At 72.1% G+C, this 25566-nt stretch carries 19 protein-coding genes; 12 read left to right on the plus strand and 7 right to left on the minus strand.

The annotated features are described in order from the left end of the window. Window positions 1-152 precede the first annotated feature (152 nt). The 7 genes from AB0G59_RS25705 to AB0G59_RS25735 all read left to right on the plus strand — a co-directional run bounded on the left by AB0G59_RS25705 (window position 153) and on the right by AB0G59_RS25735 (window position 7214). Window positions 153-1223 carry a hypothetical protein gene (locus tag AB0G59_RS25705; RefSeq protein ID WP_360916024.1) on the plus strand — a complete coding sequence of 357 codons (1071 nt, stop codon included), beginning with the start codon at window positions 153-155 and terminating at the stop codon, window positions 1221-1223. 234 nt (window positions 1224-1457) lie between these two features. Next, window positions 1458-2564 (plus strand): hypothetical protein, encoded by a 1107-nt coding sequence (locus AB0G59_RS25710; RefSeq protein ID WP_360916027.1) that lies wholly within the window; start codon window positions 1458-1460, stop codon window positions 2562-2564. A 45-nt stretch (window positions 2565-2609) separates the two neighbouring features. Then, window positions 2610-3356 (plus strand): iron-containing redox enzyme family protein, encoded by a 747-nt coding sequence (locus AB0G59_RS25715; RefSeq protein ID WP_071962760.1) that lies wholly within the window; start codon window positions 2610-2612, stop codon window positions 3354-3356. An 8-nt stretch (window positions 3357-3364) separates the two neighbouring features. Continuing rightward, window positions 3365-4144, plus strand: coding sequence for a hypothetical protein (locus AB0G59_RS25720; RefSeq protein ID WP_360916030.1), 780 nt, complete (start codon window positions 3365-3367; stop codon window positions 4142-4144). Between the two features lie 19 nt (window positions 4145-4163). Beyond that, window positions 4164-5276: a M14 family metallopeptidase gene (locus tag AB0G59_RS25725; RefSeq protein WP_360916033.1), complete on the plus strand. Its 1113-nt coding sequence runs from the start codon at window positions 4164-4166 to the stop codon at window positions 5274-5276. Between the two features lie 140 nt (window positions 5277-5416). Further along, window positions 5417-6799 carry an L-serine ammonia-lyase gene (locus tag AB0G59_RS25730; RefSeq protein WP_360916036.1) on the plus strand — a complete coding sequence of 461 codons (1383 nt, stop codon included), beginning with the start codon at window positions 5417-5419 and terminating at the stop codon, window positions 6797-6799. Between the two features lie 106 nt (window positions 6800-6905). After that, the gene (locus AB0G59_RS25735) at window positions 6906-7214 is read left to right on the plus strand and encodes a hypothetical protein (RefSeq protein WP_360916039.1); all 309 of its coding nucleotides are present in this window, start codon (window positions 6906-6908) and stop codon (window positions 7212-7214) included. Between the two features lie 30 nt (window positions 7215-7244). On the opposite strand, the gene AB0G59_RS25740 is transcribed toward AB0G59_RS25735, so the two are convergent. The 6 genes from AB0G59_RS25740 to AB0G59_RS25765 all read right to left on the minus strand — a co-directional run bounded on the left by AB0G59_RS25740 (window position 7245) and on the right by AB0G59_RS25765 (window position 12638). After that, window positions 7245-7457, minus strand: a complete 213-nt coding sequence (locus tag AB0G59_RS25740) for an EF-hand domain-containing protein (protein WP_360916042.1) — start codon at window positions 7455-7457, stop codon at window positions 7245-7247. Window positions 7458-7495: 38 nt separating this feature from the next. After that, complete coding sequence (locus AB0G59_RS25745; protein ID WP_360916045.1) at window positions 7496-7990, minus strand: N-acetylmuramoyl-L-alanine amidase; 495 nt, start codon at window positions 7988-7990, stop codon at window positions 7496-7498. Between the two features lie 315 nt (window positions 7991-8305). Next, window positions 8306-8812, minus strand: coding sequence for an ATP-binding protein (locus AB0G59_RS25750; protein ID WP_071962753.1), 507 nt, complete (start codon window positions 8810-8812; stop codon window positions 8306-8308). 278 nt (window positions 8813-9090) lie between these two features. After that, window positions 9091-9858, minus strand: coding sequence for an enoyl-CoA hydratase-related protein (locus AB0G59_RS25755; RefSeq protein ID WP_071962752.1), 768 nt, complete (start codon window positions 9856-9858; stop codon window positions 9091-9093). An 86-nt stretch (window positions 9859-9944) separates the two neighbouring features. Beyond that, window positions 9945-11180, minus strand: coding sequence for an Ig-like domain-containing protein (locus AB0G59_RS25760; protein WP_360916051.1), 1236 nt, complete (start codon window positions 11178-11180; stop codon window positions 9945-9947). A 240-nt stretch (window positions 11181-11420) separates the two neighbouring features. Continuing rightward, window positions 11421-12638 carry an Ig-like domain-containing protein gene (locus tag AB0G59_RS25765; RefSeq protein WP_360916054.1) on the minus strand — a complete coding sequence of 406 codons (1218 nt, stop codon included), beginning with the start codon at window positions 12636-12638 and terminating at the stop codon, window positions 11421-11423. Window positions 12639-12821: 183 nt separating this feature from the next. Here AB0G59_RS25765 and glgX point away from each other — a divergent pair, with 183 nt between their 5' ends. From glgX to AB0G59_RS25785, 4 genes are all read left to right on the plus strand, one after another. After that, entirely contained in the window at window positions 12822-15182 is a 2361-nt protein-coding gene (glgX, locus tag AB0G59_RS25770) for a glycogen debranching protein GlgX (protein ID WP_360916057.1), read from the plus strand. 32 nt (window positions 15183-15214) lie between these two features. Further along, window positions 15215-17020, plus strand: a complete 1806-nt coding sequence (locus AB0G59_RS25775) for an ABC transporter ATP-binding protein (RefSeq protein WP_360916060.1) — start codon at window positions 15215-15217, stop codon at window positions 17018-17020. Continuing rightward, the gene (locus tag AB0G59_RS25780; RefSeq protein ID WP_360916063.1) at window positions 17017-18816 is read left to right on the plus strand and encodes an ABC transporter ATP-binding protein; all 1800 of its coding nucleotides are present in this window, start codon (window positions 17017-17019) and stop codon (window positions 18814-18816) included. Before AB0G59_RS25775 ends, AB0G59_RS25780 begins: the two co-directional genes overlap by 4 nt. Window positions 18817-19090: 274 nt before the next feature. After that, window positions 19091-21370 carry a M4 family metallopeptidase gene (locus AB0G59_RS25785; protein ID WP_360916066.1) on the plus strand — a complete coding sequence of 760 codons (2280 nt, stop codon included), beginning with the start codon at window positions 19091-19093 and terminating at the stop codon, window positions 21368-21370. A gap of 86 nt (window positions 21371-21456) precedes the next feature. Here AB0G59_RS25785 and glgP read toward each other — a convergent pair whose 3' ends face one another. Continuing rightward, window positions 21457-24084, minus strand: a complete 2628-nt coding sequence (glgP, locus tag AB0G59_RS25790; protein ID WP_360916069.1) for an alpha-glucan family phosphorylase — start codon at window positions 24082-24084, stop codon at window positions 21457-21459. 137 nt (window positions 24085-24221) lie between these two features. Between glgP and AB0G59_RS25795 the strand changes: the two genes are divergently transcribed. After that, window positions 24222-25130 (plus strand): helix-turn-helix transcriptional regulator, encoded by a 909-nt coding sequence (locus AB0G59_RS25795; protein ID WP_360916071.1) that lies wholly within the window; start codon window positions 24222-24224, stop codon window positions 25128-25130. The last annotated feature ends 436 nt before the right edge of the window (window positions 25131-25566 follow it).

A 25566-nucleotide genomic window follows, 5' to 3' on the forward strand; every position in this document is an offset into this window, starting at 1 on the left:
CGCCCGGCGACCACGAATTCCTGCCACCGGCCGGGGCGCTTCGCCGCCGGGGCCGGGCGGGACCATCGGCCTATGGCCGCCCGTACGCCGCCTCGGACACAGTGAGGAACACAGCGGCGGCCGCCGACGGAGGCCGGAGGACGGGAGTTGTCATGAGCCCACGCGTGTCCATCGATCCGGGGAAACTCAGCCAATTCGGGGCGGCCACCGGAAGTACCTTCTGCCTCGTCACCAATCCCGAGCTGATCGATGCCATCGAGGTCGTCGAGTCCGCGTCGTACGAGCGGTATCTGACCGTTCCGTTCACGGCGGGCGACCGCTTCGAGGATCTGCTGGAGAAAAGCATTCCCGAACCGGCGCACATTCTCGTCGTATCGCCTCACCGGTTCGTCGAATCACCCGATCCCGATCTGGTGGGACGGCGCAAGATCATGGGAATGGCGTGCAATTCGACGCCGACCACGCTGACCGAGATCCGGCATTTCCTCAAGGCGATGGAGCGGACCTCGGCGGACGAACAGGCCGCTTTCTCCGACACGTTCTTCGAGATCGCCGAGGAGGCCGACCACCTGGAGTACGTCGACCTCCGGCACGGCACCCGCGCGGTCCTGGACCACCTCCGCGAGGACCTGGTGTGGAACCAGCAGGCGGGGCCGCTGGACTGGGGCGACCAGCAGATCGTGCCGGCCGGTGAGATCAGCGTGCTGCCCATCGAGATCAGGGAGTTCCAGGAGGACCTCAAGCTCCCCCTGGAGGGCGAGATCACGCTGCGCGGCTATCCGATCCTGCACAGCGGCACCCCCTCGTTCTCCCGTGCCGACCAGGCCCGGGTGCACGAGCGGCTGTGGGCGATGCGCGAGCACGCCATCAAGGCGACCGTCGAGGACGGCCGGATCACCCGTCTGACGGCGCTCGACGCGGGCGCGGCCCCGGCGCTGGAGATGCTGGAGCAGATGTTCGCGGTGGACTCCCGCTACCGCATCGTGTGGGAGATCGGCCACGCCCTCAACACGGCGCTGGACATCCTGCCCGGCAACCACGCCATGAACGAGGTGTACGGCGGCACCGAGGGCTGCCTCCACTACGGGCTGGGCCTCACCCCGTACACCCAGTACCACCTCGACATCATCGCGCCCGACACCCGCGTGCTGAGCAGCAGCGGCGCCGCGCTCATCGGGCACCCGGACCACCCCACCGTGGAGCGGGTCGTCTCCGGCGGCTGACGCCGCACGGTCCGGGGTGCGCACCACCACTCCACAGCGCCGACAGGAGGTGAAAGAGATGAAGGCCGTGAAGAAGATCAAGGTGCAGAAGAACCGCAACTACCTGGGCACGCTGCTCGGCTGAGTACCGACCCGTGGCGGGGACCGCAAGGACCCCGCCACGGGGTTTTCCGTCCGGGACCGGCGGGATCGGGTCCGCCGGGCCGATCGCTGGAGCGTCAAGGGAGCCGGTCCGTGTCACCTCTGTCATCGCCCCCGCGGGTGGACGTCACCGCGAGCGACTTCGGCCAGTTCGGCGATCCGCGCGGCACCTTCTGCCTGATCACCGACGAGGCGGGGCTGACGTCGGTGCGCTGCCTGCCGGGCGAGGGCTACGAGCGGGTCCTGCACCTGGCGCTGCCGCCCGGGCAGAGCCTGGGCGAGCTCCTCGCCGAACGGGTGCCCGCCGACGCCGACGTCCTGGTGGCCTGCCCCGGCCGCTTCATCGGCTCGCCCGCACCCGGGGAGCTCGGGGCGCGCCGCCTCTCGGTCCTGCCGGCCGGCTCGACCCCGCTGACGGGCGGGCACGTGCGCTACTTCCTGCAGTCCGCGGCCCGTACGGACGTGGCCGGCCAGGAGGCGGCGGCCGAGGAGTTCTTCGAGCGCGCCGGGGCGAGCGAACGGCTGCTGATCACCGACGACACGGCCGGCAGCGAGGCCGAGTTCGACCACGGCGTCGGCGATTGCGTCTGGAACCAGCAGGCGGGCGTGCTCGGCCCCGGGGAACAGCAGATCTTTCCCGCCGGCAAGCTCAGCGTGACCGCGGCGGAGATCACCGTCTTCTCCCCCGAAGCCCGCCTCGCCGGGCTGCGGGGCACCCTGACGCTGCGCGGCTGGCCCATCGTGCACCGGCACGCCGACCCGGCCGACGAGCCGGAGCAGCGGCGGCTGTTCGAGGCGCTCGCCCCGCTGGTCTCCCACGCCGTCCACCTGGAGGTGAACGGCGGCACCATCGACCGCGTCACCCCGGCGGAGGCGGGGGCACGGCCGGCCGCCGAGGCGCTCGAGACGCTGCTGGCGGCGCAGCCGCTCTACCGCACCGTCTGGGAGCTGGGCTTCGGCATCAACACCGGCACGGAGGTCATGCCCGCCAACTGCGGCCCCAACGAGGTGCACGGCGCCCGCCACGGCGTGCTGAACCTGGGGATCGGCGTCACCCCCACCACCCGCTTCGCCCTCGCCTTCCTGTGCCCGCGCAGTTCGCTGCTGACGGCGGACGGCACGCCCCTGCTCGGGGCGCGCAAGGCGGTGCGGCGCGGCCGGCTGCAGCGGACCTCCAGCGCGAGCTGCGGCTGCCACTGAAACGACCGGAAGCAAGCGAACGGACCTGCCCGCGGGAGGAAAACCATGTCGGCACCGGCCAGGCCAGGACTGAGGGAGCGCGTCGACGCTCTCCTCGACTCCTTCATCAAGGACTTCTACGAGACCGTCCCCTACGCCCAGCACCAGCGCAGCGCCCGCGAGATCGACCTCGACTACTACAAGCGGCACAACATCGAGACGATCCTGCGCCTGCGCCGCAAGCGCACCATCGACGCCCTGGCCATCAAGTACTTCACCAAGACCGACCCCGTGCAGGCCAAGGCGTGGGCGCACTACACGGACGACGAGATGCTGCACGACCGGCTCTTCGCCGCCGACCTGGCCAAGGTGGGCGTGGCGAAGGACGAGATCTACGCCACGGAGCCGCTGCTGTCCACCAAGCTGCTCACCGGCTACCTCCAGTACGGCATGGAGTTCGAGGACAGCCCGCTCGCCCTGATCACGAGCGTGTACTTCGTGGAGTACACCACCACCCGCACCCAGCCGGAGTGGCTGGACAACCTCGAGAAGGTGCTGGGCCGCGACGAGGTCAAGGGCCAGCGCGCCCACGTCAACACCGACCTGGACGACGACCACGACGACTTCGTCTGGCGGGTGCTGACCAGCCTGGTCTCCTCCGAGGAGGACGAGCGCAGGGTCGTGCGGCACCTGCACGACATCTACTGGCTGTGGAAGCTGTACTTCACCGAGCTGCACCAGCGCACGGTCCTGGGCCGGTCCGGCGAGGAGATCGCGCCGCCCGCCCCGGCTCCGGCCGCCACGGACGGCTGAGGCCCCCGGTGGCGAGCCGGACCGGCCGGGCGGAACCGCTCCCCGGTACGGCCGGGCCGCCCGGCCGGCACGGCGTGCAGGTGCTGGCGCTGCCGCCCGGCCGGGAGCTGCGGCCGCAGACCGAGCGGTGGATCGTGGACGGCCTGGTGGCGGCCATGCCCGGGCTGCGGGCGCGCGAGCTGTTCGCGCTGCGCCGCGACATGCTCACCGAGGCCGAGTACCTCGTGGTCGCCGTGGACCCGCGGCGGGACGCGGTGGTGGCCCTGCTCACCTCGCGGTGGGCCCCGCTCCCCTCGGGCAGGCCCTGTCTGCACGTGATGACGCAGTTCGTCGGCGACGCCTACCGGCACGGCTCGGTCTTCGGCCGGAGCTGGGCCGCGCACTTCGCCCGGCTGCTGGCCGAGGGCCGCCCCTTCCCCGAGGTGATCGCCCTCAAGACCTACAACCCCGTGGTGCACTGCGCGATGAACGCCTTCGCGGGCCACCCCGGCTGCCGGCTCCACCCGGACCTCACCGGGGCGGGCGACCCGGCGCGGGCCCTGCTCGGCGAGGTGGCCACGGCCATCGCCCCGGACTGCCCGTACGACGCGGAACGCGGTGTCTTCCCGGGGGTGGGGCGCCCGGTGGACCTCTACCGGGAGCGGCCGCTGAGCTCGGTGGACGCGGTCAACGCCCACTTCGGCAAGCACCTGGAGCCCGGCGACCGCATGCTCTGCGTGCTCCACGCCCCGACGGCGGCCGGGCAGCACGGCATCCTCACGGCGCTGGGACTGGCCCGGCCCGAGTGAACCGGGAAGGCGGAGCGCCATGACCGACCCCCGCGCCGACGGGTTCGCCCCCGACTACGGCACCGCCCGCGCGGCCTTCCTGCGCGCGGCCGAGGCCGCGGGGGCGGTGCCGGGCGGCTTCCGGCTGCCGGGCCACACCGGGCCCGACGGCTCGGCGCTGACCGTCGACACGGCCTACCTCGGCCCGGAGCGGCCGGTGAAGCTGCTGGTCACGGTGTCGGGGACGCACGGCATCGAGGGATTTTGCGGCTCCGCGTGCCAGACACGGGTGCTGCTTCAGGAGGGCCTGGCCCGGTCGGCGGGGCCCGGCACGGGCGTCCTGCTGGTCCACGCCCTCAACCCGTACGGCTTCGCCTACCTGCGGCGCGTCGACCAGGACAACGTCGACGTGAACCGGAACTTCGTCGATCACGGCGCCCCGCCGCACAACGACGCCTACGACGCGGTGCACGCCGCCCTCGTCCCCGCGGACGGCGCCCCCTTCTCGGCGCGGAGGCTGACCGAGGAGCTGCTGACCCTGCGTGACCGGCTCGGCACGCGCGTCTTCCAGGAGGCGGTCACCCGGGGCCAGTACCGCCGTCCCGACGGCCTGTTCTACGGCGGCCGCCGGCCCTCCTGGTCGCACGGGGTGCTGCGGCGGATCGTGGCCGAGCGCGTGGCCGGCACCCCGCACATCGCCTACATCGACCTGCACACCGGGCTCGGCGAGCGGGCCGCCGGCGAGCCGATCTTCCGCGGCGGCCGGGACCGGGGCGCCCGCGAGCGGGCCCGGGCCTGGTACGGCCCGGCGCTGACGGCCTCGGAGGAGGGCACCTCGTCCTCCACCCCCATCGTCGGGAACACCGCGAGCGCGGTCGCCGACGGGCTGCGGGGTGACGAGGAGCTCACCGCGATCACCCTGGAGTTCGGCACCCTGCCGGGCCCGGAGGTCCTGCTGGCGCTGTGCGCCGACAACGCCCTGCACCTGCGCCGCCCGGCGGACCGGGCGGTGCTGGCCCAGGAGAAACGGCTGCTCATGGAGGCCTTCGCGCCGGTGGACGGTACGTGGCGAAAGACGGTGCTCCAGCGCGCGAGAGAAGTTTTCGATCAGGCCCTCAGAGGCCTTGCGAGCTGCGATACAAAGGCCAGGTGATCACCCCGGCGGGGTTTCGCATGGTAAGACGGATGCGTAACGGCTCCATCTCGGCCATGGAGACGGGTGGGCGACGCGTTACGCTCGTGGAGGAGCAATCCGCCCCGCCCAGCCCCATCTCACGCCAGGAGTCCGCCGACGTGGCCATCTCCGTTTTCGACCTCTTCTCCATAGGCATAGGTCCCTCCAGCTCGCACACGGTCGGCCCGATGCGTGCCGCCCGCATGTTCGTGGGCCGCCTGAAGAAGGACGGGCTGCTGGCACAGACGACCGCCGTCCGGGCCGAGCTCTTCGGCTCCCTCGGCGCCACGGGCCACGGCCACGGCACGCCCAAGGCCGTGCTGCTGGGCCTGGAGGGCCACTCCCCCCGTACCGTCGACGTCGAGACCGCCGACGACGAGGTCGAGCGCATCCGCGCCACCAAGCGGCTGCGGCTGCTCGGCGCCGAGATCGGCTCCGACCACGAGATCGACTTCGACGAGTCGACCCAGCTGATCCTGCACCGCCGCCGCTCCCTGCCGTACCACGCGAACGGCATGACGCTCTTCGCCTACGACGAGGCCGGCTCCCCCCTGCTGGAGAAGACCTACTACTCGGTCGGCGGCGGCTTCGTCGTCGACGAGGACGCGGTGGGCGCGGACCGGATCGTCCCGGACGACACCGTGCTGAAGTACCCCTTCCGCACCGGTGACGAGCTGCTGCGGATGTCCCGCGAGTCGGGTCTGTCGATCTCCGCGATGATGATGGAGAACGAGAAGGCCTGGCGCACCGAGACCGAGATCCGCGAGGGTCTGCTGGAGATCTGGCGCGTCATGCAGGCCTGCGTCACGCGCGGCCTGTCCCGCGAGGGCATCCTGCCCGGCGGCCTGAAGGTCCGCCGCCGTGCCGCCAACACCGCCCGCCAGCTGCGTGCCGAGGGCGACGCACAGGCCCGCGCGATGGAGTGGATCACGATCTACGCCATGGCCGTGAACGAGGAGAACGCCGCGGGCGGCCGCGTCGTCACCGCTCCCACCAACGGCGCCGCGGGCATCATCCCGGCCGTGCTGCACTACTACATGAACTTCGTGCCGGGCGCCGACGAGGAGGGCGTGGTCCGCTTCCTGCTGGCCGCGGGCGCGATCGGCATGCTCTTCAAGGAGAACGCCTCGATCTCCGGCGCCGAGGTCGGCTGCCAGGGCGAGGTCGGCTCCGCCTGCTCGATGGCCTCCGGCGGCCTCGCCGAGGTCCTCGGCGGCTCCCCGGAGCAGGTCGAGAACGCCGCCGAGATCGGCATGGAGCACAACCTCGGCCTGACCTGCGACCCGGTCGGCGGCCTGGTGCAGATCCCCTGCATCGAGCGCAACGGCATGGCCGCGGCCAAGGCCGTCACCGCCGCCCGCATGGCCCTGCGCGGCGACGGCCGCCACCACGTCTCCCTCGACAAGGTCATCAAGACCATGAAGGAGACCGGCGCCGACATGAAGGTCAAGTACAAGGAGACGGCGCGCGGCGGCCTCGCCGTGAACGTCATCGAGTGCTGACCGGCTGATCCGCCGGACCGACCGCCCGCCGGCCCGCCCGGCCCCGGACCACCCGGGGCCCGGCGGGCCGGCGGCGTTGTCAGTGGGGACGCGTACGCTCGCGAGCATGAGTTACGCAGACCTGCGCGAACTCCAGAGCGCGCTCAACACCGCCTCGGACATCGCCTTCGCCCTCGACGCCAAGCCCGCACCCCATGAGGCCGATCAGCTGCTGGACGCCCTGCGGCGGGCGCTGGCGGCCGCGAGCGCGCTGGGGGCCGGGATAGGCGCGACGGGGTGCTCGGAGCATCCGCGCGGGCCGGTGGACCCGCTGTACGGGGACACGGACGACCCGCTGCCGCCGGGGTGGGGGCGGTGCCTGCTGTGCAACGACCGGCGGCGTCGGGCCAGCGCACAGCGCAGGGGCTGGCGCTGACCCGGGCGGCCCGGTCCGTAACACGGCGGATCAGTGGTTCAGGGAGGCCCAGAACTCGTCGAAGGACAGCACGCCGTCGCCGTTGCCGTCCTTCTTGTTGATGATCGCCTGGGCCACGGTCTCGGTGACGTTGTGGTCACCGAGCTGAGCCATGACGCTCTTGTACTCGGCCGCCGTGATGAACCCGTCGCCGTCCACGTCGAAACGGTCAAAAGCCGTACGTGCGGCGTCGATGTCAGCCATGTAGGCCTCCCCTTGTGTGCTTGTTTGACCGGCACAGATTAGCCGCCGGTCACCAGCTCCAGATAACGGTCCCAGTCCCAGTGCCGGCCGGGGTCCGTGTGGGTGGCTCCGGGCACTTCGCTGTGGCCGATGATGTGCTCGCGGGTGGGGGGAATGCCATGGCGGGCGCAGACGGCGGCGGTGAGCTTCGCCGACGCGCGGTAGAGGGCGTCCGTGAAGTACTCGGGGCGGTCTATCCAGCCCTCGTGCTCGATGCCGATGCTGCGGGTGTTGTAGTCCCAGTTGCCGGCGTGCCAGGCGATGTCCCGCTCGCGGACGAACTGGCCGATGTAGCCGTCGGCGGAGGCGACCATGTAGTGCGCCGAGACCTTCGAGCGCGGGTCACGGAAGATCCTCATCGCGTCGGGGAAGGTCTCCTGGGTCACATGGACCACGACGTGGTCGACGGGGTACGCACCGGGCCGGGCCGACGCCGTGAAGTTGGCGCTGCTGGCCGGGATCCAGTGGGTGGGAGGGTACGCGGCACTCGTCACGAGGACATGACACCCGGCTACCGCCGCCCCCGCAAGACCTCCGACCACTCTGTATAAAAATAAGCAATTGCTCGGTCTCATGCGTGGATTGCAAGGCCAGTGGCACAGCTCACCTTGGATTGCAGAGGTCTCGCTTTGGCTCATCGCTACCTGGCGTGACATAGTCGAGGGCAACGACCCCCATTGACCCGGGCCAGGTCGTCAAACGCCGTGGGACACACCCCATTTTCCCGCGGCCATACGAAGAGGCCCCCGGCCACGTCACGACGATGACGGATGGGGGCCTCTTCGTATGGCCGGGTGGGGACGGGGACCTCAGCGGTCCACCACGCGCATCTCGAACCACGTCGTCTTGCCCCGCGCCAGCAGGTCCACGCCCCACCGGTCCGAGAGCTTGTCCACCAGGAACAGCCCCCGCCCGCTGGTGTCCATCTCCCGCACCGGCAGCAGGCACGGCAGCCCCCGGGACGGATCGCGCACCTCTATCCGCAGCCAGCCGCGCCGGCGCAGCATCCGCAGCCCGAAGAAGCGGGCCCCGGTGTGCCGCACGGCGTTGCCCACGAGCTCGGAGACCAGCAGCACCGCGTGCTCGGTGACCTGGGCGGAGAGGCCCCAGTGGCGCAGCACCACGGACTGGGTCAGCCGGCGGGCCGCGACGGCGGATTCCGGCCGGGAGGGCAGCCGGATCTCACCGAGGGTCGGGTCGCCGAACAGTTCGAACGCCTTGAGCGCCAGCTCATCCTCAACCGTCGGGGTCCACCGCACCGGGGTGGCCGTGCCGACCCGTTGCCGTGGCTGCTCCGTTCCCTCCAGGCCCGCCATGCCCCCCATCATGGCCGCCCGCAAGGCGCCACGGAGTGGAACGTTGGGATTCGATTCAGCGGAGTCCATGCCTCCGCAGCCACCGGCCGACATATGCCAGAGGCCGTAGGCGCCCCGGGAAACCCCGACTGACCTGCGGCGCCCTCAGGGGCCCGGGAGATCGTCGGACGGCTCGGAGGGGGCCGGACACACCGTCGCGCACCGGCGACGGAATTCCCCCACAAGAGGCACCCTCCGGAGGGCGCCCTTCCGGGCGCTCTCCCCCAATCCCCTGCAGGTCAGACGAACTTGGCCTTGCCCGGACCGTCCTCCACAAAGCTGCGCATACCGATCTCCCGGTCCTCGGTGGCGAACAGCCCCGCGAACCAGTTGCGCTCGATGGCCAGCCCGGTGTCGATGTCGGTCTCCAGACCGGTGTCCACCGCCTCCTTGGCCGCGCGCAGCGCGATGGCGGGGCCGGCCGCGAGCCGGGCCGCCCACGCGTGCGCCTGCTCGTAGACCTCGCCGGCCGGGACGAGGCGGTCGACGAGGCCCAGGGCGAGCGCCTCGTCGGCCTTGACCTGACGGCCGGTGAAGATGAGGTCCTTGGCCTTGGACGGGCCGATGAGCCGGGACAGCCGCTGGGTGCCGCCCGCGCCGGGGATGAGGCCCAGCAGGATCTCGGGCTGGCCGAGCTTGGCGTTGTCGGCGGCGATGCGGAAGTCCGCGCAGAGCGCGAGCTCGCAGCCGCCGCCCAGGGCGTAGCCGGTCACGGCGGCGACCACCGGCTTGGGGATGCGGGCCACGGCGGTGAAGGAGTCCTGGAGCCCGCGCGACCGCGCCACCATGGCGGCGTGGTCCATGTGCTGCATCTCCTTGATGTCCGCGCCGGCCGCGAACACCTTCTCCCCGCCCCAGATGACCACGGCCCGTACGTCCTCACGGCGGGTCACCTCGTCGGCGAGCTCCCGGAGCCGGTCCTGGGTGGCGATGTCCAGCGCGTTCATCGGCGGACGGTCCAGTCGGACGGTACCGACGCCCTCGGCTACCTCAAGGTGCACAGTCATGACGCAAGGTTAGCGCCGGTTAACGACAGGCGGCCCGGTGCACTTGGTCACAGTGCACCGGGCCGCCGTCCGCGGACGATGAGCCGTCAGCTCTCCTGGGGGCTGCTCTTGCCCCACTCCGACCACGGCATGTTCCAGCCGTTGAGGCCGTTGTCCGGCTTAATCGTTTTGTCATCGGAGTTCTTGACGATCACGACGTCACCGATGAGGGAGTTGCTGTAGAACCAGGCCGCCGGGCTGTTCGGGTCGCCGCCGCCGCGCTGGTCCTCCAGGCCCACGCAACCGTGGCTGGCGTTCTCCGAGCCGAAGGTGGAGGAGCCGGACCAGTAGTTGCCGTGCAGGAAGGTGCCGGAGGTGGACAGGCGCATCGCGTGCGGCACGTCCGGGATGTCGTACTCGCCCTTGCCGTCACTTCCCGTGAAGCCGACGGTGGCGCCGTTCATGCGCGTCACCTCGTGCTTCTCGCTGATGACCATCTGACCGTTGTACGTGGGGTTGGCGGGGGCGCCGGCGGAGATCGGGACGGTCTTGAGGACCTTGCCGTCCCGCTCGACGGTCATCTGGTGGCTCTTGGCGTCGACGGTGCTGACCTGGCTGCGGCCGACCGTGAACTTCAGGGTCTTGTTCTGCGAGCCGTACACGCCCTCACGGCCCTGGACGCCGTCGAGGTTCAGATCGACCGTCACCTTGGTCCCGGCCGCCCAGTACTTCTCGGGCCGGAAGTCGAGGCGGTCGTTGCCGAACCAGTGGCCCTTGACCTCCACGGCCGGCTCGGCCTTCACCTTGATGGCGCGCTCGACGGCCTTGGGGTCGGTGATGCCGCGGCTGAAATTGATCGAGACGGGCATGCCCACGCCGACCGTGCTGCCGTCCTCGGGCGTGAAGTAGCCAACGAAGGTGTTCTGCGGGGTGAGGGTGGTGAACGCCGCGTGCTTTGCGGAGGTCCGCCCCTTCTTGTCCTTGGCGATCGCGTCCACGGTGTACTTCGTGGAGGCCGAAAGGTGGCTGGACGGCTCCCAGGCCGCGCCACCGTTGGTTATGTTGCCGTCGATCGCCTTGCCCTTGGCGTCGGCGACCTTCACGGACGTCAGGCTGCCCTTGTCCGCCGTCACCTTGAGCGCGCCGCTGGTGGCGACGTCCTTGGCGCCGTCCGTGGGGGCGATGTTCACCACGGCCTGCGAGGGGCCGTCGGCCGGCTTGTCGCCCTTGGCGTCGCCGCCCCCGCCGTCACAGGCGCTGACCAGCGTCAGCACGGATCCGAGCAGCAGAGCGGACAGCGCCGTACGGCGTCCACGGCTCCTCGATATCGGCTGCACTCTCACAACGGATCGTCTCCCCTCGCACGGCCCGCGGCCACGCGGCGCCCCCAGAGCGCGGCAGGCGCGCATTGTCGATAGATAACCACACGCCACCGACAACGCTGACCTCGTGAATGTCACCGTTCAGTCCCAAATGGGAGCGGTGATACGACCCGTGCGCCTGTGGTGAGGGCGGTGACCGAAGTGAAGCGGCAGATTCCGGCCAGGTCAAACCGTTACCTGACGGCCGGTCCGGAGGGCGCCTCAGCGGAGGGCGGAACCGGCCCTCCACTGCTCCCACGTCAGGTTCCAGCCACCCAGCCCGTTGTCCGGCGCGACCACCCGTTCCCGGGTGCCGACGACCTCCACCACGTCGCCGATCAGCGACTGGCCGTAGAACCAGCCGGCCGGGCTGGTGGGGCTGCCGCCCTGCACGTCCGGCAGGCCGATGCAGCCGTGACTGGTGTTCAGGGTGCCGAAGGCCCGCGGGCCGGCCCAGTAGTTGCCGTGCAGGAACGTCCCCGAGCCGGTCAGCCGCATCGCGTGCGGGACGTCCGAGATGTCGTACTCACCCCCGAAGCCCACTGTGTCCCCGTTCATCCGGGTCATGGGGAACTTCTCGGTGATCACCATCTTGCCCTTGTACGTCTCGCTGCCCCCGGCGCCCGCCGTGATGGGCAGGCTGGCCAGCGGCCTGCCGTCCCGGACGACGTCCATGGTGTGCGCGGCCGCGTCCACCCGGCTGAACTGGCTGCGGCCCACCGTGAAGCCGACGGTCTTGCGCTGGGCGCCGTACACGCCCTCCGCGGCCCGCACGTCGCGCAGCCGCAGGTCCAACGTGACCCGGGTGCCCGGCCGCCAGTACGTGCGCGGCCGGAAGTCCACGCGGGCGGGCCCGAACCAGTGGGCGGCGATCTCGGTCGGCGGACGGGCCGTCACACGGATGGCACGCTCGACGGCGGCCCGGTCGGCGACGGGACGGTCGAAGCCAAAAGAAACGATCATGCCGGTGCCGACGGTGCTCCCGGCCTCGGGCGTGAAGTAGCCGATGACCCGGTGCTGCGGCACGTAGGTGGAGAAGCCGGTGTGACGGGTCGTACGGCGGCCGGAGGCGTCCCGGGCCACCGCCTCCACCGTGTAGCGAGCGGCGAGCGCCAGGGGGCGGGCGGCGTCGGGCCGCCAGGTGTGCCCGTCGCCGGAGATCCGCCCCGCGACGGGCACGGCCGACGGCGCGCCGGTGCGGAACTCCGCCACCCGCACCCGCTCCAGCCGGCCGTGCGACGCCCGCACCTCGAGCCGCTGCGTGGCCGGCACGCCCCGGGCACGGTCCCGCGGGGCGACCTCGATCCGCACCCCCGCGGCGGGCGGGCGCGCGTCGTCCGTGAGGGCGGTCTTCGGAGCGACGGTGGCGCACCCGGCGAGCGCGACCAGGAGCGCCGGCAGGGCGATTCCCCGTGCCGCGCGCGTGAGGGCAAGTGTCACACCGGGCCCAACGACGGGCCTCCCCGCGGGAAACGTCGCTGCACTCGCTTGCTGCGCCCGATCACACGTGTGAGCGCACGCGTGGATCTGGGAAGAAGGGGGAGAAGGACACAATCGCCAGACACCCGGCCCCGGGACGCCGGGTGCCCGGCGCGCTACCCGAGAGCCGCCGGAGGCGAACACGTGTCGAGCGCACCCGAGCAAGAGGCACGACAGGACGGCGAGTTCGGGCAGGGGCGGCCGCCCCAGGGCTCCCCCGGACCGGCCGTCGTCAACGGCCGCCCGCGGCCCGCCGCGGTCCTCGCGCCGGCGCCGGCCGTGTGGCCCGGCAGCCCGGAGCCGCTCGGGGCGCGGTTCAAGGACACCACCGGCACCCCGGCCGGCGTGGCGGGGACGAACTTCGCGCTGTGGGCCGGCGGCGCGGAGGCGGTCGAGGTCTGCCTCTTCGACGACACGCCGGAGGGGGGCGAAACCCGTCACCTCCTGACCGAGTTGACGCACGAGGTGTGGCACGGCTTCGTGCCGGGCGTCCTGCCCGGCCGCCGCTACGGCTTCCGCGTCCACGGCCGCTGGGACCCCTGGACCGGTGCCCGCTGGAACCCCGCCAAGCTCCTGCTGGACCCGTACGCGCGCGCGGTGGACGGAGAATTCGGCGGCCCGCACGGCCGCGGGCCGCTGCCGGCGGAGGTGTACGCACACGTGCGGGACTGGCCGCAGCAGCACGTCGCCGACACCGTCCGCGACGAGCGGGACTCCGCCCCCTACGTCCCCAAGGGCGTGGTGGTCGCCGATGACGACGACTGGGCCGACGACCGCCGCCCCAAGACGCCGTGGCCCGACTCCGTCATCTACGAGCTGCACGTGCGCGGCTTCACCATGCGCCACCCCGGCATCCCGGAGCGGCTGCGCGGCACCTACGCGGGGCTCGCCCACCCGGCGGCCATCGAACACCTGGTGCGGCTGGGGGTGACGGCGGTGGAACTGCTGCCGGTGCATCAGTTCGCCCACGAGGACCACCTGCTGCGGCGCGGCATGCGCAACTACTGGGGCTACAACTCCATCGGCTACTTCGCCCCGCACGCCGCCTACGCCGCCTCGGGCACGCGCGGCGAACAGGTGGGCGAGTTCAAGCGGATGGTGCGGGCCCTGCACGCCGCCGGCATCGAGGTCATCCTCGACGTGGTCTACAACCACACCGCCGAGAGCGGCGAGCTCGGCCCCACGCTCTCCCTGCGCGGCATCGACAACCGCCGCTACTACCGGCTGCAGTCCGACCCGCGCCGCTACGCCGACTACACCGGCTGCGGCAACACCCTGCACGTCGTCCAGCCGAACGTCCTGCGCCTGATAACCGACTCGCTGCGCTACTGGGTGACGGAGATGGGCGTCGACGGCTTCCGCTTCGACCTGGCGGCGGCGCTGGCGCGCTCGATGCACGACGTGGACATGCTCTCGCCGTTCCTCGCCGTCATCGCCCAGGACCCCGTCCTGCGACGCGTCAAGCTCATCGCCGAGCCCTGGGACGTGGGCTCCGGCGGCTATCAGGTGGGCGCCTTCCCACCCCTGTGGACCGAGTGGAACGACCGCTACCGCGACGCCGTGCGCGACTTCTGGCGGGGCGCCCTGCCGGACGTACGGGACCTGGGCTACCGCCTCTCCGGCTCCAGCGACCTCTACGCCTGGGGCGGCCGGCGCCCGTACGCCTCCGTCAACTTCATCACCGCCCACGACGGCTTCACCCTGCGCGACCTGGTGAGCTACGAACGCAAGCACAACGAGGCCAACGGCGAGGGCAACCGCGACGGCACCGGCGACAACCGCTCCTGGAACTGCGGCGTCGAAGGTGAGACCGGCGACGCCCGCGTCCTGGCCCTGCGCAGGCGGCAGCTGCGCAACCTGCTGACGACGCTGCTGCTGTCCACCGGGGTGCCGATGCTGGTGGCCGGCGACGAGATGGGGCGCACGCAGGGCGGCAACAACAACGCCTACTGCCAGGACAACGAGACCGGCTGGATCGACTGGTCCCTGCTGGGGGACCCCGGCTGGCGCGCGCTCGCCGACCTGAGCTCGAGGCTGCTGGCCCTGCGCCGCGCCCACCCCGTGCTGCGCAGCCGCTCCTTCTTCTCCGGGCGCCCGCAGAGCTCCGACGGGCTGCGGGACCTGGCCTGGTTCACGCCGGGCGGCACGGAGATGACCGAGGCCGACTGGTACGCGCCCGCCTCCGCCCTCGGCATGTACCTCTCCGGGCGGGACATCCCGCAGCGCGGCCGGCAGGGCGCACCGGTGACCGACGACAGCTTCCTCGCCGTCCTGCACGCCGGTCCGCGCGCCCTCCGCTTCACCTTGCCCGGCCCCCCGTGGGCCCAGGCGTACGAACTCCTCGTCAACACCGCCCTGGAGGACCAGCGAACCGCCCCCGGCCTGCGCCGGGACGCGGGCAGCCGGATCTCCGTACGGGCCCGTTCGGTGCTGCTGTGGCGAGTGGTACGGGAGCGGTCGGACCCGGCTCCCGGCCCCCCGGAACCGGGGCCGAAATCCGGGTGAACGCTGTCAGTGGCGGACCGTAGTCTCCCCCCGTGACGACCGCGACCCGTGAAGTGTCTCGTCGACCCGAGCGCCGCTCGGCGGTGCGTTCGCTGCTACGCCTGTGGCCGTACGTACGCCCGGTGCGTGGCCGGCTCGCGGTCGCCGCGCTCTCGGCGGTGCTGGCCTCGTGCCTGGGCCTGCTCGTCCCGCTGACCCTGAAGTGGATGGTGGACGGGCCGGTGGCCGACCGCGACCCGTCGGGGGTGTGGCTGGGCGGGCTGGCGGTGCTGCTGCTCGGCGCGGCGGAGGCCGGGCTGTTCGGGCTGCGGCGGCTGATCGTGGCACGGCCGCTGGCGCGGGTCGAGGCGGACATGCGGGCGGCGCTCTACCGCCATCTGCAGCGGCTGCCGGTCTCCTTCCACGACCGCTGGCCCTCGGGGCAGTTGCTCTCGCGCGCCACGACCGATCTGATGCTGCTGCGCATCTTCCTGGCGTTCCCGCTGACCTTCCTGCTGGTCAACGGCGTGACGATCGTGGTGGGCTTCGTCATCCTGCTGCAGCAGCGGTGGACGCTGGGCCTGGTGCTGCTGGCGCCGGTGGTGCCGCTGATCGTGCTGTGCTCCGTCTTCGAGGAGCGCTACTCCCGGGCGGCCCGCTCGGCCCAGGACCGCATCGGCGATCTGACGACGGTCGTCGAGGAGGGCGTCCTCGGCATCCGCGTCATCAAGGGCTTCGGCCGGCACCGCAGCCAGGAGCGGACCTTCGCCGCGCTCTCGGCCCGGGTGCGGGAGACGGAGCTGCGCAAGGCGCGCCTGCTGGGCACGCTCTGGGCGGTGGTGGTGATCCTGCCCGAGCTGGCGGTGGGGGCGGCGCTGGTGCTGGGCGTGGCCCAGGTGGCCGGCGGAGAGCTGTCGGCGGGCACGCTGGTGGCGTTCCTGTCGACGGCCCTGGCCCTGCGCTGGCCGGTCGAGTCGATCGGCTTCCTGCTGGCCATCACGAACGAGTCGGCGACGGCGACCGACCGCTTCTTCGAGGTCATGGACGCCGAGCCGGCCGAGGCCGCGTACACGGCGGGTACGGCGGCCACGGTCGTCCGGCAGGCGGGCCCCAACGGTGAGGGCGGGCTCCGGCTCGAAGGGGTCGGGTTCCGGTATCCCGACGCGCCCCCGGGCGAGCCGCCCGTGCTGCGCGGCGTCGATCTGCACATCCGGCCCGGCGAGACCATGGCCCTCGTCGGTGCCACGGGCAGCGGCAAGACCACCCTCACCGCCCTCGTCCCCCGCCTCCACGAGGTGAGCGCCGGCCGGATCACCCTCGACGGCCGGGACATCGCCTCGCTGCCCCGCCGGCGGTTACGGGAGCTGGTCTCCGTCGCCTTCGAGGAGCCCACCCTCTTCTCCGCCAGCGCCGGGGAGAACGTCCTGATGGGCGCCGCGGACGCCGGGGAGGAGGACCTGCTGCGCGCCCTGGCCGTCGCGCAGGCCGGCTTCGTGCACGACCTCCCCGACGGTCACCGCACCCAGGTCGGCGAGCAGGGCCTGAGCCTGTCCGGCGGCCAGCGCCAGCGGCTCGCCCTGGCCCGCGCGGTCGTGGGCAGGCCCCGCTTCCTCGTCCTCGACGACCCGCTCTCCGCCCTCGACGTGCACACCGAGGCCCTGGTCGAGGCGGCCCTGCGGGAGGTGCTGGCGACCACCACCGCCCTCGTCGTCGCGCACCGCCCCTCCACGGTCCTGCTCGCCGACCGGGTCGCACTCCTCTCGCGGGGCCGCATCGCCGCCGTCGGCACCCACCAGGAACTGCTGCACCGCAACCGCGAGTACGCCACCCTCATGTCCGGCCCGGAGCGTGCCTCGTGAGCGACCCCGACTCCTTCGACCGGGACGTGCTGCCCACCCCCAAGGGCGCCTCCCGCGCGCTGCTGCGCTCCCTGCTGGCCCCCGCGCGCGGGAAGGTGCGGCTGGCGGCCGTTCTGCTGCTGCTCCAGCAGGCCGCCGTGCAGGCGGGCCCGCTGCTCGTCGCGTACGCCATCGACCGCGGCGTGCCGGCCGTCCGCCGGGGCGATAACGGACCCCTGGTCGCCGTCGCCGTCGGCTATGCGCTGTGCGCGCTGGCCTCCGGGCTGCTGCAGCTGGCGTTCGTGCGGCTGTCGGCCCGCGTCGGCCAGGACGCCCTGCTGGACCTGCGCGCCCGGATCTTCCGCCACGGCCAGGCCCTCAGCGTGGACTTCCACGAGCGCTACACCTCCGGCCGGCTGATCTCCCGTACGACCACCGACGTCGAGTCGATCCGCGAGCTGCTGGGCGACGGCCTGCAGGAGCTCATCGCCGTCGCCCTGTCCGTGCTCTACGTCAGCGCGACGCTGCTGTACCTGGACTGGGGCATCGGGGCCGCGGCCCTGCTCTCCTTCGGCCCGCTGTCCCTGCTCGTGCGCTCCTACCGGCGCCGCTCCCTGATCGTCCACCGCAGGCGCTCCACGGCGATCGCGGCCGTCATCGTGAAGTTCACGGAGACGATGAACGGCATCCGGCCCGTCCAGGCGTTCCGCCGCGAGGCGGCCAACGAGGCCCACTTCGAGGAGCTCAACCGCACGCACCGGCGGGCCAACACCGCCACCACGCTGGCCATGGCCCACTACGTCCTCGCCTCCCGGCTCGTGGCCAACACCTCGGTCGCGGCGATCACGGTGTGGGGCGCCCACCGGGTGGCCTCCGGCGGCCTCGGCCTGGGCGTGCTCGCCGCCTCGGTGCTGTACCTGCGCCGGCTGTACGACCCGATCGACCGGCTCGGGATGTTCCTCAACTCCTACCAGTCGGCGGCCGCGTCGCTGGAGAAGATCGCGGGACTGCTCGCCATGGAGCCGTCCGTGCCCGAGCCCGCCGCGCCCCGCCGGCTGCCGGCGCGCCCGGCCGGCAGCCCCGGCCGCGAGGTGGCCTTCGAGGGGGTGCGGTTCGCCTACCGCACGGGCGGCGAGGTGCTGCCCCGCTTCGACCTGACCCTGCGGGCCGGGCGGACGGTGGCGGTCGTCGGCGCGACGGGCGCCGGGAAGTCCACGCTCGCCAAGCTCCTGGCGCGCTTCTACGACCCGACCGAGGGCCGTGTCCTGCTCGACGGCGTGTCGCTGCACGAGCTCGCCGGGCCCGAGCTGCGGCGGGGGGTGGTGATGGTGACGCAGGAGGCGTTCCTCTTCTCCGGCACCGTCGCCGACAACATAGCCGTCGGCCGCCCCGAGGCGACCCGCGCGGAGATCGAGCGGGCGGCCAAGGCCATCGGTGCGCACGACTTCATCTGCGCCCTGCCCGAGGGCTACGACACGGACGTCCGCAAGCGCGGCGGCCGCATCTCCGCGGGCCAGCGCCAGCTGGTCGGCTTCGCCCGGGCCCTGCTCGCCGACCCAGGCGTGCTGATCCTCGACGAGGCGACGTCCTCGCTCGACATCCCCGGCGAGCGGGCCGTGCAGCGCGCGATGCACACGGTGCTGCGGGGGCGGACGGCGATGGTCATCGCACACCGGCTGTCGACCGTGGAGATCGCCGACCGGGTGCTGGTGATGGCCGACGGCCGTGTGGTGGAGGACGGCACTCCGGCCGAACTCGTCGCGGCTGCCGGACGCTTCGCTGACCTGCACCGGGCCTGGCGGGACAGCCTGGTCTGAGCGCCCGTTATACGGACATCGATCTTTGGCCAACGGACATTTTCCGGCCAACTTGTTGACGCGCTCCTGACACCCACCTCGCGGCGGTGGGACTCTTCACCACGACCGGCACGGAAGGCCCCCCACTTTTCCCACCTCACCCGCGCCCGGATCGATAACACATTTCCCCCCTTTCTCCATTTGTTCTGCCGTGCTCTGCCCGGACGGCCATCTCGCCGCCCGGTAGCCCACCGGCCACACCCACCTCGAGGTGGCCACCGCAGAAGGAGTCAGTGTGAGACCCACCCCCCATCGCCGCGCCGTCGCCACCGGCGCGCTCGTCGCCGTCACGGCGATGCTCGCCGTAGGCGTACAGGCCGGCTCCGCCAGCGCGGGCCCGGACGAGACCCGGTCCGGCCAGGGCCGGCCGGTCCTGGCCAAGGCCGACCCCGGCGCCCTCCCCGCGAAGCTCTCCCCCTCCCAGCGCGCGGAGCTGATCCGCGAGGCCAACGCGACCAAGGCGGAGACCGCCAAGTCGCTCGGCCTGGGCGCCAAGGAGCAGCTGGTCGTCCGCGACGTCAGCAAGGACGTCAACGGCACGCTGCACACCCGCTACGAGCGCACCTACGAGGGCCTGCCCGTGCTCGGCGGCGACCTCGTGGTCGACGCGACCAAGGGCGGCCAGGTCAAGTCCGTGGCCAAGGCGACCAAGGCGCGCATGGCGGTGGCGAGCACGGCCCCGTCCTTCGCCGCCGCCACCGCCGAGAAGGACGCGGTCAAGGCCGCGCAGGCGCAGGGCTCGAAGGCCACCAAGGCCGAGAGCGCGCCGCGCAAGGTCGTCTGGGCCGCGAGCGGCACCCCCGTCCTCGCCTACGAGACCGTCGTCGGCGGCCTCCAGCACGACGGCACGCCGAACGAGCTGCACGTCATCACGGACGCGAAGACCGGCAAGAAGCTCTTCGAGTTCCAGGGCGTCAAGCAGGGCACCGGCAACAGCCAGTACAGCGGCCAGGTCACCATCGGTACGACCCCGTCGTACACGATGACCGACGGGACGCGCGGCGGCCACAAGACCTACAACCTCAACCGCGGCTCCTCCGGCACCGGCACCCTCTTCACCGACTCCGATGACATCTGGGGCGACGGCACCACCAAGGACCCGGCCACGGCCGGCGTGGACGCGCACTACGGCGCCCAGCTGACCTGGGACTACTACAAGAACGTGCACGGCCGCAGCGGTATCAAGGGCGACGGCAAGGGCGCGTACAGCCGGGTCCACTACGGCAACAACTACGTCAACGCCTTCTGGTCCGACCAGTGCTTCTGCATGACCTACGGCGACGGCTCCGGCAACGCCAAGCCGCTCACCTCGATCGACGTGGCCGCGCACGAGATGACGCACGGCGTCACCTCGGCCACCGCCAACCTGACCTACAGCGGCGAGTCCGGCGGCCTGAACGAGGCCACCTCCGACATCTTCGCCGCGGCCGTGGAGTTCTGGGCGAACAACCCCAACGACGTCGGCGACTACCTGGTCGGCGAGAAGATCGACATCAACGGCAACGGCAGCCCGCTGCGCTACATGGACAAGCCCAGCAAGGACAGCAGGTCGAAGGACGCCTGGTACTCCGGCCTCGGCTCCATCGACGTGCACTACTCCTCGGGCCCGGCCAACCACTGGTTCTACCTGGCCTCCGAGGGCAGCGGCCCCAAGGAGATCAACAAGGTCAAGTACGACTCCCCGACCTCCGACGGCCTGCCGGTGACGGGCATAGGCCGCGACAACGCCGCGAAGATCTGGTTCAAGGCGCTGTCCCAGCGCATGCAGTCCAACACCAACTACGCCGGTGCGCGCGACGCGACGCTGTGGGCCGCCGGTGAGCTCTTCGGCGTCGGCAGCGCGACGTACAACAACACGGCCAACGCCTGGGCGGCCATCAACGTCGGCAGCCGCGTCGCCAGCGGCGTCTCGGTCAGCAGCCCCGGTGACCAGACCTCCATCGTGAACACCGCCGTCTCCCTGCAGATCAAGGCGACCAGCACCACCACGGGCGCCCTGACCTACTCGGCCACCGGCCTGCCCGCCGGGCTGTCGATCAACTCCTCGACCGGCCTGATCACCGGCACCCCGACCACCACCGGCACCAGCAATGTGACGGTCACGGTCAAGGACGCCGCGGGCAAGACGGCCACCGCCTCCTTCAAGTGGACCGTGAACACCTCCGGCGGCGGCAGCGTCTTCGAGAACCGCACCCCGGTCGCGATCCCGGACGCCGGCTCCGCCGTCACCTCGCCGATCGTGGTCAGCCGCAGCGGAAACGGTTCCGCGGCGCTGAAGGTGGACGTGGACATCACGCACACCTACCGCGGTGACCTCAAGATCGACCTGGTCGCCCCGGACGGGAAGACCTGGAACCTGAAGGACTCCGACGCCTGGGACTCCGACGCGGACGTCAAGGAGACCTACACCGTGGACGCCTCCGGCGTCTCCGCGACCGGCACCTGGAAGCTCCAGGTCCAGGACGTCTACGCCAACGACGACGGCACCGTCAACGGCTGGAAGCTCAGCTTCTGACCGGGTGACGTCCCGCACCACCATCTGAACCGGGCGCCGTCCGGGGTGAGCTCCTCTCCCCCGGACGGCGTCTCATCGTGTCCGGCTCAGCGCATCAGCACCCCGGCCGCCTCTCCCGCGGCCTGCGGGGGCACCGCCACCAGCCCCAGCTCGGCCCCGTCGGCCAGCAGCCGGTGGGCGGGCAGGATGCGCACGGTGTAGCCGAAGGGGCCGGTGCGGTCCAGGGTGAGCGGGCCCTCGTAGAGCCGCCGGCCGTCCAGCCCCGGGGCGCCGGTCGCCTTGAGCGGGAAGGCGACCGTGCGGGTCAGCCGGTCGGCCTGGTCCACCCGCCCGGCGACGGCCTGCACCTCCACGTCCGAGGGGTCCAGCTCGCCCAGCGTCACGCTCACCCGCAGCGAGACCGTGGAGCCCAGCTCGGCCGTCCCGTTCAGGGGCGCGTCCGACACCGCCTCCACATGGTCGACGGCCACCGCCGGCCACGCCGAGCGCACCCGCGCCTTCCAGGCGGCCAGCTCCCGTGCCGCCGTGGGGTCCAGGGCCCGTTGCGCCTCGGCGGCCGGCCCGTACAGCCGTTCCACATACTCGCGGACCATGCGCCCGGCGAGCACCTTGGGCCCCAGCGTGGCCAGCGTCCGGCGGACCATCTCGATCCAGCGGCCCGGCAGTCCACCCGTGCCCCGGTCGTAGAAGCGCGGCGCCACCCGCTGTGCCAGCAGGTCGTACAGCGCCGTCGCCTCCAGGTCGTCGCGGCGGTCCTCGTCCATGCCCGTGCCGTCGGCGGTGGGAATGGCCCAGCCGAAGTCCGGCTCGTACCACTCGTCCCACCAGCCGTCCAGGACGGAGAGGTTCAGACAGCCGTTGAGCGCGGCCTTCATGCCCGAGGTGCCGCACGCCTCGAGTGGGCGCAGTGGATTGTTGAGCCAGACGTCGCAGCCGGGGTAGAGCTTCTGGGCCATCGCCATGCCGTAGTCCGGCAGAAAGACGATGCGGTGGCGTACGCGCGGGTCGTCGGCGAAGCGGACGAGCTCCTGGACGAGCCGCTTGCCGCTGTCGTCGGCCGGGTGGGCCTTGCCCGCGACGACGATCTGGATCGGCCGCTCGGGGTGGAGCAGCAGCTCCGTGAGCCGCTCGCGGTCGCGCAGCATCAGCGTCAGGCGCTTGTAGGAGGGCACGCGCCGGGCGAAGCCGATGGTGAGGACGTCCGGGTCGAGGACGCCGTCGATCCAGCCGAGCTCGGCGGTGCCGGCGCCGCGCGCCCGCCAGGAGGCGCGCAGCCGCTCCCGTACCTCCTCCACCAGCTGTTCGCGCAGGGTGCGGCGCAGTTCCCAGATGTCGGCGTCGGAGATGTCGGCGACGGAGTCCCAGCGCTCGGAGCCGCCGACGGACAGCGCGTCCTCGGCGCGGGCCATGCCGATCTGCCGGGCGCCGAGCCGGAAGACCTCGGGGGCCACCCAGGTGGGGGCGTGGACGCCGTTGGTGACGGAGGTGATCGGCACCTCCTCGGCGTCGAAGCCCGGCCACAGCCCGGCGAACATCTCCCGGCTGACCTGTCCGTGGAGGGTGGAGACGCCGTTGGCGCGCTGGGCCAGGCGCAGGCCCATGACGGCCATGTTGAAGAGGTTGGGCTCGCCGCCGGGGTAGTCCTCCCGGCCCAGCTCCAGCACGCGCCCGACGTCGATGCCGGGCAGCTCGCCGTCCTCGCCGAAGTGCCGGGCGACCAGGGAGCCCTCGAAGCGGTCGATGCCGGCGGGGACGGGGGTGTGGGTGGTGAAGACGGCGCCGGCGCGCACGCACTCCAGCGCGGCGTCGAAGTCGGCGCCCACCTCGACCAGTTCGCGGATGCGTTCGAGGCCGAGGAAGCCGGCGTGGCCCTCGTTGGTGTGGAAGACCTCCGGCTCGGGGTGCCCGGTCAGCCGGCAGTACGTCCGCACGGCCCGCACCCCGCCGATGCCCAGCAGCATCTCCTGCAGCAGCCGGTGCTCGCTGCCCCCGCCGTAGAGCCGGTCGGTGACGTCGCGCTCGCCGGGGCCGTTGTCCTCCACGTCGGAGTCGAGGAGCAGCAGCGGCACCCGGCCGACCTGGGCCTTCCAGATGGAGGCGCGCAGGCAGCGGCCGCCGGGGAGGGCGAGGGTGACCCGGCTGGGCGTGCCGTCGGGCTCGCGGAGCATGGACAGCGGGAGCTCGTTGGGGTCGAGCAGGGGGTAGTGCTCCTGCTGCCAGCCCTCGCGGGAGAGGGACTGCCGGAAATAGCCGTGGCGGTAGAGCAGTCCGACGCCGACGAGGGGGACGCCGAGGTCGCTGGCGGACTTCAGGTGGTCCCCGGCGAGGATGCCGAGGCCGCCGCTGTACTGCGGCAGGGCGGCGGTGATGCCGAACTCGGGGGAGAAGTAGGCGACGGCGGCGGGCAGCCCGGGGGGCTGGTCCTGATACCACCGGCGGCCGGTCACATAGTCGTGCAGATCGTCGGCGGCCGCCGCGAGCCGCCGGCGGAAGCGGCGGTCCTCGGCGAGGGCGGCCAGCCGGGTGGCGGACACGGAACCCAGCAGCCGCAGCGGGTCGCCTCCGGCGGCCTGCCACCCCTCGGGGTCGACGGACTGGAACAGTTCGCGGGTCTCGGGGTGCCAGGACCAGCGCAGATTGCGCGCCAGCTCTTGAAGCGGTCGTAGGGGCTCCGGAAGGACGGGACGCACGCTGAATCGACGAATGGCCTTCACTCCCCCGACGTTAGCGGCGCGGCGCCCGCCATTCGCCCCCAAGCGGACAAGTGCCCCCTTCTGCCTGACCCGTCACCACCGTTCCTGTCCCTGACAGGGTCAGGCAGAGGGTGATCGGCTGATGTTGACTGTGACGCATGGACACTCCTGCCGAGTTGGGCGACTTCCTGCGCACCCGCCGTGCCGCGCTGCGGCCCGAGGACGTCGGGCTGGTCCCGTACGGCCGTACGCGGCGCGTGCCGGGGCTGCGGCGGGAGGAGCTGGCGCAGCTGGCGGGTGTGAGCGTGGCCTACTACACGCGGCTGGAGCAGGGGCAGGCGGCGGGCGCCTCGGACGAGGTGCTGGACGCGATCGCCCGGGCGCTGCGGCTGAGCGCGGACGAGCACCGGCACCTGCGGAACCTGGCCCGTCCGGGGCGGGCGGCGCGCCGCCGCGCGCCCCGTCCGGCGACGGCCGGGGCGGGGGTGCGACAGCTGGTGGCGGCGATGTCCGCGGTGCCGGCGGTGATCGTCGACCACCGTTTCGACGTGCTGGGCTGGAACCCGCTGGGGCACGCGCTCCTCGCGGGCCACCTCGACGCGGACAGCCCCGACCGGCCGGCCGACCGTCCCAACACCCAGCGGCTGCTCTTCCTCGACGCGCACGCGCGGGAGCTGTATCCGCGGTGGGAGACGGAGGCGCGGCGCGCGGTGTCCGCGCTGCGGCTGGCGGCGGGCGAGCACCCGGAGGACCGGGGGCTGGCGGAGCTGATCGGCGAGCTGACCATGAAGAGCGAGGAGTTCGCGGCGCTGTGGTCGCGCCATCCGGTGCGCGACTGCACGTCGGGGACGAAGGCCTTCCATCACCCGGTGGTGGGGGCCCTCGAGCTGTCGTTCGAGATGATGCGGCTGCCGGACACCGGGGGCCAGGGCGTGATCGCCTTCAGTGCGGAGCCGGGTTCGGCGTCGGAGGCGGCGCTGCGACTGCTGGGCGCGGCGGGCGGGTTGGCCGGGCGAAGAGAGCGGCTGGTGTCATCGCCGGAAGAGACGCGCAGCAGAATGTACTAGGCAGAATTACGCCGCGCGTACAGCAGCACTGTCCAAGGCCAAATGCCGCTACGACCTTCGAAGGCGGTGCCGGGCGCCCCTTCCCCCGTCCGGCCGCCGATTACCCCCTTTCGTCACATTGCACGCGATCGGCCCGTCGAGCAGACTCCGTACGGGTGACGGAGGAACGGCCGGCCTCCGCACGCGGTGCCACGGGGGCTACGCACGAGTAGTTCATACGGTCCGGGCATGCCCGGGCGGGACCGGTGGGAAAGCTCACCCGGTATGCACAGCCGCCCATCCGCCGCGCTGCTCACGGTCCCCGTTCCCCCTGCCCGGTTTTCTCCCCTCCCGCGCGACCTTGAGTTTGGATTTCTCTCGTCAGCCCACCCGAGTGAATGCGGACAGGAGCAGTCATGCCCGCACCCCGCCGACTGCCGACGGAACAGATAGAAAG

The sequence above is a fragment of the Streptomyces sp. NPDC021096 genome, assembly GCF_040641275.1.
Taxonomy (GTDB): domain Bacteria; phylum Actinomycetota; class Actinomycetes; order Streptomycetales; family Streptomycetaceae; genus Streptomyces.